Source organism: Streptomyces sp. NPDC048278 (assembly GCF_040652195.1).
In the GTDB taxonomy this organism is placed as follows: Bacteria; Actinomycetota; Actinomycetes; order Streptomycetales; family Streptomycetaceae; genus Streptomyces.
This window is the reverse complement of the sequence record NZ_JBEZLP010000006.1, coordinates 199,539-212,668: the sequence shown is the minus strand read 5'-3', so window position 1 is coordinate 212,668 and position 13,130 is coordinate 199,539. Positions and strand designations below refer to the sequence as shown.

Genomic DNA, 13,130 nt, shown 5'->3' with positions numbered 1-13,130 from the left:
CGGGCCCTGCAACGGCGCGGAGAGGGTCAGGCTCCCTCGCGGCGCAGCGACGGCTTCAGCTCCTTGAGGCGCCCCAGAAGCCCGTTCACGAACGAGGGCGACTCGTCCGTGGAGAACTCCTTCGCGAGCTGCACCATCTCGTCGAGGACGACGGCGTCCGGCGTCTCGTCGACCCAGATCAGCTCGTACGCGCCGAGGCGCAGGATGTTGCGGTCGACGACCGGCATCCGGTCCAGCGTCCAGCCCACCGCGTACTGGGCGATCAGCTCGTCGATCCGCTTCACGTGCACGGCGTAGCCCTCGACCAGCTGCATCGTGTACTCGCTCACCGGCGGCTGCCGGGTGTCGTCCCGGGAGAGCCGGATCCAGTCCGCGAGGACGGTCAGGACGTCGGCCCCGCGCTGGTCGCCCTCGAAGAGGATCTGGAAGGCGCGCTTGCGGGCCGTGTTGCGGGCAGCCACGGTTAGCTGTTCACCCGGCCGAGGTAGTCGCTCGTGCGGGCGTCGACCTTGATCTTCTCACCGGTGGTGATGAAGAGCGGGACCTGGATCTGGTGACCGGTCTCCAGGGTGGCGGGCTTGGTGCCGCCGGTGGAGCGGTCGCCCTGGACGCCCGGCTCGGTCTCCTGGATGACCAGCTCGACGGCGGCGGGGAGCTCGACGAAGAGCACCTCGCCCTCGTGCTGGGCGACGACGGCCGTGAAGCCCTCGATCAGGAAGTTCGCGGCGTCGCCGACGGTCTTCCGGTCGATGTGCAGCTGGTCGTACGTGTCCATGTCCATGAAGACGAAGTACTCGCCGTCCATGTACGAGAACTGCATGTCGCGCTTGTCGACAGTGGCCGTCTCGACCTTGACGCCGGCGTTGAAGGTCTTGTCGACCACCTTGCCGGACAGCACGTTCTTGAGCTTGGTGCGCACGAATGCGGGGCCCTTGCCGGGCTTGACGTGCTGGAACTCGACGACGGACCAGAGCTGGCCGCCTTCGAGCTTGAGCACCAGGCCGTTCTTGAGGTCGTTCGTGGAAGCCACGGTTGCGGAATCTCCTGGACTGACGTGGACGACCCCGGGGCGCGCACCTTCCTAGAGTGCGAGCAGCTCCTTGGTCGTGATGGTGAGTAGCTCGGGTCCGCCGTCCGCCTCGGGGCGTACGACGAGCGTGTCATCGATCCGGACGCCGCCCCGGCCCGGGAGGTGGACCCCCGGTTCGACGGTGACCGGCACGCAAGCGTCCAGTTTACCCATGGCTGAAGGGGCGAGCTGCGGGTCCTCGGCGATTTCGAGTCCGACGCCGTGTCCGGTGAGGGGCTGCAGGCTCTCGGCGTAGCCGGCGGAGTCCAGTACCTGGCGGGCAGCGCGGTCGACGTCGCGGCAGGCGGCGCCGGGCACGAGGCTCTCCCGGCCGGCCCGCTGGGCTGCGAAGACCAGGTCGTAGAGCTCGATCTGCCAGTCGGCGGGCGAGGTGCCGATGACGAAGGTACGGCCGATCTCGCAGCGGTAGCCGCGGTAGGTGGCGCCGAGGCAGACGGAGAGGAAGTCGCCCTCCTCGACCCGCCGGTCGGTGGGGCGGTGGCCGCGGCGGCCGGAGTTCGGGCCGGTGGCCACGGAGGTGGGGAAGGCCGGGCCGTCGGCGCCGTGGTCGACCAGGCGGCGCTCCAGCTCCAGGGCGAGGTGCCGTTCGGTACGGCCGACGAGGATCGACTCCAGGAGTTCCCCCAGGGCCTGGTCGGCGATCTCGGCGCCGATCCGGAGGCAGGAGATCTCCTCCTCGTCCTTGACGACCCTGAGCTGCTCGACGGCGCTGCCCAGGTCGGTCAGGCGGAGGTGGGGGGCGACGGAGGCGACGGCGCGGTGCCGGGCCACGGTGAGGTGGTGCTCCTCGACGGCGAGGGCGTCGGCGTCCTGGGCGGCGGCGAGGTCGGCGGCGGCGACGGCGGGGTCGCCGCCGGGTCCTGCCAGGAGGTGCGGGCGCAGGGACTCGTCGGGGCGGGCCTCGCCGGGGCGGTCGTCCAGCGGGCCGGGGCAGACGAGGAGGTCCTCGCGTCTGCCGAGGAGCAGGACGGAGCCGTGGGGTGCGGCGCCGGCGAGGTACCGCACGTTGGCCGGGCGCGAGATGACGGCGGACTGGCTGCCGGCCGCGTGGCAGCGTTCCCTCAGCCGGGTTCGGCGGGCCGCGTACACGTCTGACATGAGTCGAGCGTAGGAGGGGTGGGCGGTTTGTGCCGGTTGAGGGGGGCCGAGTGGGGTGGCGGGGCGCCGTTTTCGGGTGCGGGTCCGTGGGGTTTTCGCGCAGTTCCCCGCGCCCCTCAAGGAGCAGGCCGTCCGTCGGCTGCCGGTGGGTGGGGGTTGCTCGCGCAGTTCCCCGCGCCCCCAAGAACAAGAAGGTGGGAGTGGTCCGGCTCGTCTACCAGGTCGGGGGGCTGGCTATCGCTCGGGTGAGGACCTCGTCGAGGACTCTTGCCGTGGTGGGGACGTCGAGTTGTGAGTTGTCGATGATCGGGAGGCCCGAGCCGTACCAGCCCGCCATGCGGCCGTGGATGCGGGCCACCTCCTCGTCGGTGAGGCGGCGGTTGCCCGTGCGTTCCGCGTTGCGTTCCAGGACGATGTCGAGGCCCGGGAGGAGGACGACCGGGAGGAGGCCGGGGCCGACGTGCCGCTTCCAGCCGCCGAGGCCGACGACCGGGCGGTCCGGGAAGACCGCGTCGTCGAGGATGCACGAGATGCCGTTGGCGAGGAAGTTGCGCGCGGCGAAGCCGCAGGTGCGGCGGGCGAGACGGTACTGCGCCTCGGAGTGGTCGTTCCACCCGGACTGGGGGTCGGCGAAGCCGGAGCGGACCCATTCGCGGACGTCGTCGAGGCTGATGTGGGCGGTGGGGACCCGGCGGTGGTCGGCCCAGTACTTCGCCACGCTGGTCTTGCCCGCGCCGGCCGGGCCGATCAGGAGGACCGCCAGGGTGGTGATCGTCGGGTCGGGGGCCGTGGCGGCCGGGGGCGCACTCGGCATGCCCACCGGGGCGCCCGGCGGCAGCGGGACGTGGCCCGTGGTGTCGGGCGGCAGCGGGGGAAGCGGCGGCTGCGGGGGCGCGGGCGGTGGCGGCGGCACGGGCGCGGGGCCCTGCGGTGCTCCCGGGTGCTGTGCGGCCGGCTGCCAGCCGGTCGGTCCCTGCCCCGGCTGATGGGGCGGCGGCAGCGGAGATCCCACTGCGTGCTGCATCCGGTGCCACTCCGTCTCGTCATGTTCGGCTGCGCTCGTTACCGAACGGTACCGCCCCCGGTGGTCGTTTGGTGAAACGGCCGGGGGCGGTCCGAAGTGCCCGTTCCACACGGCGAATCGGGCGGAAGGAACAGCGGCGGACTTACTGCCCGACCTCGCCGTACGCGGCGAGCAGCACGGCCGGGTCCGGGCCCTCCATGACGGTCGGCTTGGCGAGGCCGTCCAGGACGATGAAGCGGAGCAGGTCGCCGCGGGACTTCTTGTCGACCTTCATCGTCTCGACCAGCTTGGGCCACTGGTCGTAGCGGTAGTGCAACGGGAGGCCGACGGACTCCAGGACCGTGCGGTGCCGGTCGGCCGTCGCGTCGTCCAGGCGGCCGGCCAGCCGGCCCAGCTCGGCGGCGAAGTGCATGCCGACGGCGACCGCGGCGCCGTGCCGCCACTTGTAGCGCTCGTTCTTCTCGATGGCGTGGCCGAGCGTGTGGCCGTAGTTGAGGATCTCGCGCAGGCCCGCTTCCTTGAGGTCGGAGGAGACGACCTCCGCCTTCACCCGGATGGAGCGCTCGATCAGCTCGGCCGTGTGCGGGCCGGCCGGGGTGCGGGCGGCCTCGGGGTCGGACTCGATGAGCTCCAGGATCACCGGGTCGGCGATGAAGCCGGCCTTGATGATCTCGGCGAGCCCGGAGACGTAGTCGTTGACCGGGAGGGAGTCCAGGGCGGCGAGGTCGCACAGGACGCCCGCCGGCGGGTGGAAGGCGCCGACCAGGTTCTTGCCCTCGGCCGTGTTGATGCCGGTCTTGCCGCCGACGGCCGCGTCCACCATGGCGAGGACGGTGGTCGGGACGGCGATCCAGCGGACGCCGCGCAGCCAGGTCGCCGCCACGAAACCGGCCAGGTCGGTGGTGGCGCCGCCGCCCACGCCGACGATCACGTCGGAGCGGGTGAAGCCGGACTGGCCGAGCGCCTTCCAGCAGTAGGCGGCGACCTCGGCGGTCTTGGCCTCCTCGGCGTTGGGCACCTGGATGGCGACGGCCTCGAAGCCCTGCCCGGCCAGGTCGGCGCGGAGCGCGTCGCCGGTCTCGGCGAGCGCCTCGGGGTGGATGACGGCGACCCGCTTGGCCTTCTCGCCGATCAGTCCGCCGAGTTCGCCGAGCAGCTGACGGCCCACCAGGACCTCGTACGGCTCGGTGCCCGCCGTGCCGCCGACCTGGATCCGGGTGACTGCCTCGCTCATGCTTCCTTCAACTCCAGTGCGTCCAGGGCTGCTTGGGTGACCTCTTCGGGCGTACGGCCGTCGGTGGCGACGACGGCCGTGGCGATCCCCTCGTACAGGTGCCGCCGTGCCTCCATCAGCTCGCGCCACTGCTTGCGCGGGTTGACGGCGAGCAGCGGCCGGGCGGCGTTCAGGCCGGTGCGCTTGACGGCCTCCTCGACGTCCATCGAGAGGTAGACCACCGTGCGGCCTGCGAGCAGGTCACGGGTCTCCGCGTCGAGGATGGCGCCCCCGCCGAGCGCGAGGACGCCCTCGTGCTCGGCCAGCGCCACCCGGACCGCCCGCTTCTCGATCTCCCGGAACACCGGCTCGCCCTCGGCCACGAAGATGTCCGCGATGGCGCGGCCCTCGGCGGCGACGATGTCCTCGTCGCTGTCCCGGTAGCCGCAGCCGAGCCGCTCGGCGAGCAGCTGCCCGACCGTGGACTTGCCGACGCCCATCGGCCCGACCAGGACCACCCTCGGCGTGCCGCTCACCGGATGGCCAGGTTCTCGAGGTACGACCGCACGTTGCGCCGGGTCTCGGCGACCGAGTCGCCGGCGAACTTCTCCGCGACGGCGTCGGCGAGGACGAGCGCGACCATCGCCTCGGCGACGATGCCGGCGGCCGGCACGGCGGAGACGTCGGAGCGCTGGTGGTGGGCCTGGGTGGCCTCGCCGGTGGTGACGTCGACGGTCTGCAGGGCGCGGGGGACGGTCGCGATGGGCTTCATCGCGGCGCGGACCCGGAGCAGCTCACCGGTGGAGAGCCCGCCCTCGGTGCCGCCGGCGCGGCCGGAGACGCGGCGGATGCCGTCGGGCGTGTTCACGATCTCGTCGTGGGCCTTGGAGCCGGGCACCCGGGCCAGTTCGAAGCCGTCGCCGATCTCGACGCCCTTGATCGCCTGGATGCCCATCAGGGCACCGGCGAGCCGGGCGTCCAGCTTGCGGTCCCAGTGGACGTGGGAGCCGAGGCCGACCGGCACGCCGTACGCCAGCACCTCGACCACGCCGCCGAGGGTGTCGCCGTCCTTGTGGGCCTGGTCGACCTCCGCGACCATCGCCTTCGAGGCGTCGGCGTCCAGGCAGCGCAGCGGGTCGGCGTCCAGCTTCTCGACGTCGGCCGGGGTCGGGTACGTGCCCTGCGGGGCCTTCACGGAGCACAGCTCGACGACGTGCGAGACGATCTCGATGCCGGCCGTCTCCTTGAGGTAGGAGCGGGCGACGGCGCCGAGCGCGACGCGGGCCGCGGTCTCCCGGGCGGAGGCGCGCTCCAGGACCGGGCGGGCCTCGTCGAAGCCGTACTTCTGCATGCCGGCGAGGTCGGCGTGGCCGGGGCGGGGCCGGGTCAGCGGGGCGTTGCGGGCCAGTCCCGCGAGGATCTCGGGGTCGACCGGGTCGGCCGCCATGACCTGCTCCCACTTGGGCCACTCGCTGTTGCCCACCATGATCGCGACAGGAGAGCCGAGGGTCAGGCCGTGCCGGACGCCGCCGAGGAAGGTGACCTCGTCGCGCTCGAACTTCATCCGCGCACCGCGGCCGTAACCGAGCCGCCGCCGCGCCAGGTGGTCGGCGACCATCTCGGTCGTGATCGGCACGCCGGCGGGAAGGCCCTCCAGCGTCGCGACAAGTGCGGGACCGTGGGACTCCCCCGCGGTCAGCCAACGCAGCCTGCTCAACGATGCTCCTCAGTGCTCGCGCCCTGGTACTGCCCTGCGTACGCACGTCCTCGCGTACGGCGACGGCCCGACCGGGTGCGCGGCCCCGGTCCGCCACCTCCGATCCTCCCACGTCCGGGCGCTGGACCCGGCCGCCGGTCCAGCAGTCGGACGTCGGCGGCGCCCCGAAGGAGCTCGGGGAACTGCGCGACCAGCCGCAACGGCGCCGCGGCCGAACGGGTCCGTCGCCGCGTCTTCGGCGCAGCGCTCAGCGCTCGGCGAGCGCCTTCTCCCCGGCCCGGCGCATCGCGTCGAGCGGCGCCGGACCCTGCCCGGTCATCTGCTCGACCTGGAGCACGGCCTGGTGCACGAGCAGGTCGAGGCCGCTGACGACGGCGCCGCCGAACATGGACCAGCGGGCGGCCAGGGCGGTGGGCCAGGGGTGGTAGAGGACGTCGAAGAGGGTGGTGGGGCGCTCGGGTACGGCGGCGGCGAGAGCGTCGGTGGTCCCGGTGGGGGTGGTGGCGATCACCAGGGGCGCGTGCAGGGCCTGCGCGGCGTCGGCCCAGTCGGCGGTGCGGACCTCGACGCCCAGCCGCTCGCCCCAGTGCCGCATCTCGGCGGCGCGTTCCTCGCTGCGGACGTAGGCGACGACCTCGCCCGTGCAGATCCGGGCCAGGGCTGCCAGCGCGGAGGAGGCGGTGGCGCCGGCGCCGAGGATCGCGGCGGAGTCGACCTGTTCGATGCCGTGCTCGCGGAGCGCGGCGACCATGCCCGGGATGTCGGTGTTGTCCCCGAGGCGGCGGCCGTCCTCGGTGAAGACGACGGTGTTGACCGCGTCGACCGAGGCGGCCGTCTCGCTGATCTCGTCGACCAGTGGGATGACGGCCCGCTTCAGCGGCATGGTCAGCGACAGCCCCGCCCACTCCGGTCCCAGCGTCCCGAGGAAGCCGGGCAGCGCGGCCTCGTCGACCTCGAAGCGCTCGTACGACCAGTCGGCGAGCCCGAGTTCGTCGTACGCGGCCCGGTGCAGCACCGGGGAGAGGGAGTGGGCGATGGGCTTACCGAGCACGGCGGCCCGACGGGCGTCAGTTGCCCGAGTTGGCATTGAATTTGTCCTTGAGCTGCTGGAATTCCGCGTAGGTCTTGGCGAATTCGGTGTTGTTCTGGCCGTCGGTCGCCACGAAATAGATCCAGCCGTCGTCGGTCGGATTCAGTGCCGCCTTCAGCGCGTCCTCGCCGGGGTTGCCGATCGGACCGGGCGGAAGCCCCTTCTGGGTGTACGTGTTGTAGGGGTCCTGGTTGCTGTTGATCTCCGACTCGCTGATGTGGATGTTGCTGGTGCCCTTCAGATAGTTGAAGGTCGAGTCGAATTGCAGCTTCTGGTTCGTCTCGGTGTTCGTGGACTTGAGACGGTTGTAGATCACTTCCGCCATCTTACGGAAGTCGTCGTGCGTCTTTCCTTCGGCCTGGACGAGGCTCGCGACCGTGATGACCTGCAACGGGCTGTCCAGGTCGTACTTCTTGGCCTCCGCCACGAGGTCGTATGTGGCGTACTGCTCCTTGGCCGCCGCGACCATCTGTTTCAGGATCGCGTCGGGCTTCATGCCCTTGGCGGCGGGATAGGTACCCGGGTAGAGGAATCCTTCCAGCGGATCCATGATCTTGCTGTTGGAGTTCGCGTAGCTCGGCAGGCCCAGGTTCTTGTATTCGGCCTTGGCGATCTTCTTGGAGGAGCCGGCGGAAAGGCCGAGTTTCTTGTCCAGGGACACATAGACGGCCGCCGCGCGCTCGCCCGGGGTGACCACCACATTCGCCTGGCTCTTCGGGTCCAGCATCAACAGCACGCAGCTGGCGGCGGACATCTCCTTCTTGAGGGTGTACGCACCCGCCTGGATCGTGTCGCCCTTGGAGTTCTGCGTCTGCGCGTGGACGAACGCGTCGACGCTCTTGACGACACCGGCGTCCTTCAGCCGGCGGCCGATCTCGTAGCCGCCCGCGCCCTTGGGGATCTGGACGGTCACGGTCTCGCTGCCGCCGCTGCCCGCGTAGTCCGGGGCCGCGCCGAAACGATTTTGGTAGAAGTGCCAGCCGAAGTAGCCGACGGTGGCCGCGCCGCCGCCGAAGACCAGGCAGACCACCAGGCAGGCGCAGCCGCTGCGGCGCTTCTTGGCGCCCTTGCCGCCTTTGGCCTCCTTGCCGCGGCCACCACCGCGGCGCCCTTTCGGGTCGTCGTCCCCGTCGTCGTCATCGTCGTCCGCGCCGGTGAAGAAGGGGTGCTGCTCCTCTTCCTCCTCCTCGACCGCGGGCTCCGGCTGCGGCTCCGGCTCGGGGCGCCGGCGGCCGGGCGGCTCCGGGGGCGGGTAAGCGTCCTCGGTGCCGTAGAAGTCGGGCTGCTCCGCGCCGTAGGCCACGGGCTGCTGGCCGTAGGGGTCGCCCGGGTCGGCGGCATAGGGGACATGGCCGTGGGTGCCGGTCGCGTCCCAGGTGCCCTGGTGGTACTGCTGCGGGGCATGTCCGACGTACTGCTGGTCGTACTGCTGCTGACCGTGCCCGTGGGTGTGCTGGCCCTGCCCGTCGACGTAGTGGAGTTGGCCCTGTTCGTCGTAGTACGAGTACTGCTGCTGGTCGTACCCGCCCTGCGGGTGCTGGCTCCAGTCGCCGTACTGCTGCTGCGGCTGCTGCGGGTAGTGCTGCGGCTGGCCGCCGTAGGGGGACTGCTGGCCGACGTTGGCCTGCTGTCCTCCCCACCCGTCGTCCCCGTACAACGGGTCCTCCGGGTGCCACGGTTCGGAGCCCTGGCCCCGGCCATACTCAGTCATCGATCCCCTAGAGCCGCGAGGCGGCGCGTCACGCGGCTGGTGGGCCGACTGACCGTTCCGCCTCTTGCTGTGCGGTGGCTGTTCGAAAACCATCGCATCGCGCGGAACGTTACCGTATCGCGATCAGATGACTACTTCGACGCCCTCGCCGGGTGGTTTACCTGACACCCGTTCGGATTCCAGTGCCTGCTGGAGGATGATCACAGCGGCGGCCTGGTCGATGACCGAGCGCCCCTTCTTGGACTTCACCCCCGAGGCCCGTAGCCCCTGACTGGCCGTCACGGTCGTCATCCGCTCGTCGACCAGCCGGACCGGCACCGGCTTGACGCCCTTGGCCAGTTCCTGGGCGAAGGCCCTGACCTTGACGGCGGCCGGGCCCTCGCCCCCCTTGAGGGAGCGCGGGAGCCCGACGACGACCTCGATCGGTTCGTACTCCTCGACCAGTTGCCGCAGCCGGCGGTGGGCCGCCGGGATGTCCCGGCCGGGAACCGTCTCGACCGGGGTGGCGAGGATCCCGTCGGGATCGCACGAGGCGACCCCGATCCGGGCGTCCCCGACGTCGATCGCGAGTCGACGTCCTCTGCGCATTTCCGACCGTTTCCTTACTTGGCGGTCTCGGTCACGAGGCGCTCGACGGCGTCGATGGCCTCACCGATCGCGGCCGGGTTCTGGCCGCCGCCCTGGGCGACGTCCGGCTTGCCGCCACCGCCGCCGCCGAGCGTCTTGGCGGCGGTGCGGACCAGGTCACCGGCCTTGAGACCGCGGTCGCGGGCGGCGTCGTTGGTGGCGATGACCGTGAGCGGCTTGCCGTTGCTGACCGTGAAGAGGGCCACGACCGCGGCCCGGCCGCCCTGGATGCGGCCCCGCACGTCGAGGACCAGCTTGCGCAGGTCGTCCGGGGTGGTGCCGTCCGGGACCTGGCCGGTGACGACGGCGATGCCGCGGACGTCCTTGGCGGAGTCGACGAGACCGCCGGCGGCCTGGAGGACCTTCTCCGCGCGGAACTTCTCGATCTCCTTCTCGGCGTCCTTCAGCTTGCCGAGCATGGCGGAGACCTTCTCCGGGAGCTCCTCGGGGCGGCCCTTGATCAGCTCCTGGAGCTGGGCGACGACCGTGTGCTCACGGGCCAGGAAGTTGTAGGCGTCGACGCCGACGAGAGCCTCGATACGGCGCACACCCGAGCCGATGGACGACTCGCCGAGCAGCTTCACCAGGCCCAGCTGGGAGGTGTTGTGCACGTGGGTGCCGCCGCACAGCTCCTTGGAGAAGTCGCCGATGGTCACCACACGGACCCGCTCGCCGTACTTCTCGCCGAACTCGGCGATGGCGCCCTGCTTCTTGGCCTCGTCGATGCCCATGATGTCGGCGCGCACGTCGAGATCGCGGGCGAGCACCTCGTTGATCTTCTGCTCGACGTCGGTCATCACGGCCGTGGGAACGGCGGACGGGGAGCCGAAGTCGAAGCGGAAGCGGCCGGGCTGGTTCTCGGAACCGGCCTGGGCGGCCGTCGGGCCGAGGGCGTCGCGCAGCGCCTGGTGGGTCAGGTGGGTGGCCGAGTGGGCGCGGGCGATGGCGGTCCGGCGGCGGGAGTCGATCGCGGCGTGGGCCTTGGCACCGACGGTCACCTCGCCGACCTGGACGACGCCCTTGTGGACGTAGACGCCCGGGACCGGCTTCTGGGTGTCGCGGATCTCGATGACGGCACCGGTGTCGACCCTGATCCGGCCGGTGTCGCCGATCTGGCCGCCGCCCTCGGCGTAGAAGGGGGTGCGGTCCAGGACGATCTCGACCTCGTCGCCCTCGGTGGCGGCCGGGGAGGAGACGCCGTCGACGAGGATGCCGACGATCGTGGTCTCGCCCTCGGTGTCGGAGTAGCCGATGAAGTCGGTCTCGCCGGTCTTGTCGGCGATCTCTCGGTAGGCGCCGGCGCCGGCGTGGCCGGTCTTCTTGGCCTGGGCGTCGGCCTTGGCGCGGTCCCGCTGCTCCTTCATCAGGCGGCGGAAGCCGTCCTCGTCCACCGAGAGGCCCTGTTCGGCGGCCATTTCGAGGGTGAGGTCGATCGGGAAGCCCCAGGTGTCGTGGAGCAGGAACGCCTTGTCGCCGGCGAGCACCGAGCCGCCGGACTCCTTGGTCTCGGTGACGGCGGTGTCGAGGATGTTCGTGCCGGCCTTCAGCGTCTTGAGGAAGGCGTTCTCCTCGGCGACGGCGACCTTCTCGATGCGCTCGCGGTCGGTGACCAGCTCCGGGTACTGCTGGCCCATCATGGCGATCACGGTGTCGATCAGGTCGAGGACGACCGGTCCGGTGGCGCCGAGCAGCCGCATGTTGCGGATGGCGCGGCGCATGATGCGGCGCAGCACGTAGCCGCGGCCCTCGTTGCCGGGGGTGACGCCGTCGCCGATGAGCATGACCGAGGTGCGCATGTGGTCGGTGACGACCCGCAGCGAGACGTCCGAGGCATGGGCCTCGCCGTAGTGGACACCGGTCAGCTCGGTGGCCTTCTTGATGACGGCCATCGAGGTGTCGATCTCGTACATGTTCTGCACGCCCTGCAGAATCATGGCGAGGCGCTCCAGGCCGAGGCCCGTGTCGATGTTCTTGCTGGGCAGCTCGCCGAGGATCTCGAAGTTGTCCTTGCCGATGCCCTCGCCGCGCTCGTACTGCATGAAGACCAGGTTCCAGATCTCCACGTACCGCTCGTCGTTGACGGCGGGGCCGCCCTCGACGCCGAACTCGGGGCCGCGGTCGTAGTTGATCTCGGAACAGGGGCCGCACGGGCCGGGGACGCCCATGGACCAGTAGTTGTCCTTCATACCGAGGCGCTGGATGCGCTCCTTCGGCACGCCGATGACGTCGTGCCAGATGCGCTCGGCCTCGTCGTCGTCCTTGTAGACGGTGATCCAGAGCTTCTCCGGCTCAAGGCCGTAACCGCCCTTGTCCTGGGGGCTGGTGAGCAGCTCCCAGGCGTACTTGATGGCGCCTTCCTTGAAGTAGTCGCCGAAGGAGAAGTTGCCGCACATCTGGAAGAAGGTGCCGTGCCGGGTGGTCTTGCCGACCTCTTCGATGTCGGGGGTGCGCACGCACTTCTGCACGCTGGTGGCGCGCGCCCACGGCGGCTTGACCTCGCCGAGGAAGTAGGGCTTGAAGGGCACCATGCCGGCCGGGACGAGGAGCAGAGTCGGGTCGTCCGCGATGAGCGACGCCGAAGGGACGACGGTGTGACCGCGCTCCTCGTAGAAGCTCAGCCAGCGGCGGCGGATCTCGGCCGACTCCATCAGTGGTCCTCATTCCGGTTGTACGAGTACGTCGTCCTGTCATCGGCGTACTTCGGGTTGCTGCGGTTCTCGATGGCGGCGAACCGCCGGGGCGCGGGGAGTTCGGGGTCCGCGTTGATACCGAGCGCGTCGCCCAGTTCTTCCTCCCGCTGGGCCATGTTGTCGCGCACGTCGAGCGCGAAGCCGATCGCCCGGTCCTTGATCCGGTGACCGGTCTCCAGGGCCTTGTTCGCGGCGGTGGCGGCGAGGCTCTCGGGGGTCAGCTGCTTGAGCTTGCGGTTGACCTTGGTGGTGGCCCACACTCCGGCGGCGACACCGGTGGTGAACCAGAACGTACGGCGGAACATGTGGCCTGGCTCCTACTTTCCCCGGTTCTTGCGCCGTGCGGCGGGGACGGTCCGGCCCACGATCACCGTACGCGCGGGCTCCTTCACGGGCGCGTCCGCCTTGCGTCCGGCCAGCGCCCGGCGCACGCCGTAGCCGAAGGCCGCGACCTTGACCAGCGGGCCGCCGAAGGTGGAGGCGACCGTGGTGGACAGCGCGGAGGCGTTGGAGGTGACCTCCTGGACGTCGGAGGCGATCGCGTCGACCCGGTCGATCTGGGTCTGCGCGGAGCGTACGGCCGCGGAGGCGTCGGCGAGCAGCGGGACGGCCTGGTCGGTCACGTCCGCCACCAGCTTGGTGGTCGCCCTGAGCGTCTGGGCCAGCCTCACGAGAGCCACCGCGAGGAAGGAGACCAGGATCGCCCAGAAGACGGCCACCAGGATCCCGGCCACCTCTCCACCGGACACCGTGCGCACCTGCTTCCCGCTCTTCCGCGAAATCAATTCTGCGCTGAGCCTATCGCGCGGGACGTCGGGCTCCGTACCGGATTACCGCGCGCGAGGGGCGGAGTCGCCGGAAGCGATTGTA

Annotated in this window: 13 protein-coding genes; all 13 read right to left on the bottom strand. The window is 70.8% G+C overall.

The window, feature by feature from the left end:
• Positions 1-26: 26 nt before the first annotated feature.
• Entirely contained in the window at positions 27-461 is a 435-nt protein-coding gene (gene nusB / locus AB0D74_RS13965) for a transcription antitermination factor NusB (RefSeq protein ID WP_362584782.1), read from the bottom strand.
• 2 nt (positions 462-463) lie between these two features.
• Entirely contained in the window at positions 464-1,030 is a 567-nt protein-coding gene (gene efp / locus AB0D74_RS13960; protein WP_362584779.1) for an elongation factor P, read from the bottom strand.
• Positions 1,031-1,081: 51 nt separating this feature from the next.
• Positions 1,082-2,188 carry an aminopeptidase P family protein gene (locus tag AB0D74_RS13955; protein WP_362584777.1) on the bottom strand — a complete coding sequence of 369 codons (1,107 nt, stop codon included), beginning with the start codon at positions 2,186-2,188 and terminating at the stop codon, positions 1,082-1,084.
• A gap of 214 nt (positions 2,189-2,402) precedes the next feature.
• A complete protein-coding gene (locus AB0D74_RS13950) occupies positions 2,403-3,212 on the bottom strand; it encodes a Pro-rich N-terminal domain-containing protein (protein WP_362584774.1) in 810 nt (269 codons plus the stop codon).
• Between the two features lie 142 nt (positions 3,213-3,354).
• On the bottom strand, positions 3,355-4,446 hold the full coding sequence (gene aroB / locus AB0D74_RS13945) for a 3-dehydroquinate synthase (RefSeq protein WP_362584771.1): 1,092 nt from the start codon (positions 4,444-4,446) through the stop codon (positions 3,355-3,357).
• Entirely contained in the window at positions 4,443-4,925 is a 483-nt protein-coding gene (locus AB0D74_RS13940) for a shikimate kinase (RefSeq protein ID WP_362585124.1), read from the bottom strand. The genes aroB and AB0D74_RS13940 overlap by 4 nt, the downstream gene beginning before the upstream one ends.
• Positions 4,926-4,957: 32 nt before the next feature.
• Complete coding sequence (aroC, locus tag AB0D74_RS13935; protein ID WP_362584768.1) at positions 4,958-6,142, bottom strand: chorismate synthase; 1,185 nt, start codon at positions 6,140-6,142, stop codon at positions 4,958-4,960.
• A 247-nt stretch (positions 6,143-6,389) separates the two neighbouring features.
• Complete coding sequence (locus AB0D74_RS13930) at positions 6,390-7,229, bottom strand: shikimate dehydrogenase (RefSeq protein WP_362584764.1); 840 nt, start codon at positions 7,227-7,229, stop codon at positions 6,390-6,392.
• Positions 7,210-8,943: an endolytic transglycosylase MltG gene (gene mltG, locus AB0D74_RS13925; protein ID WP_362584760.1), complete on the bottom strand. Its 1,734-nt coding sequence runs from the start codon at positions 8,941-8,943 to the stop codon at positions 7,210-7,212. Before mltG ends, AB0D74_RS13930 begins: the two co-directional genes overlap by 20 nt.
• Positions 8,944-9,066: 123 nt before the next feature.
• Positions 9,067-9,531: a Holliday junction resolvase RuvX gene (gene ruvX / locus AB0D74_RS13920; RefSeq protein WP_362584756.1), complete on the bottom strand. Its 465-nt coding sequence runs from the start codon at positions 9,529-9,531 to the stop codon at positions 9,067-9,069.
• A gap of 14 nt (positions 9,532-9,545) precedes the next feature.
• Positions 9,546-12,218, bottom strand: coding sequence for an alanine--tRNA ligase (gene alaS / locus AB0D74_RS13915; RefSeq protein ID WP_362584753.1), 2,673 nt, complete (start codon positions 12,216-12,218; stop codon positions 9,546-9,548).
• Positions 12,218-12,565 (bottom strand): hypothetical protein, encoded by a 348-nt coding sequence (locus tag AB0D74_RS13910; RefSeq protein WP_362584750.1) that lies wholly within the window; start codon positions 12,563-12,565, stop codon positions 12,218-12,220. Before AB0D74_RS13910 ends, alaS begins: the two co-directional genes overlap by 1 nt.
• Before the next feature lie 12 nt (positions 12,566-12,577).
• On the bottom strand, positions 12,578-13,018 hold the full coding sequence (locus AB0D74_RS13905; protein ID WP_362584746.1) for a DUF948 domain-containing protein: 441 nt from the start codon (positions 13,016-13,018) through the stop codon (positions 12,578-12,580).
• Positions 13,019-13,130: the final 112 nt, after the last annotated feature.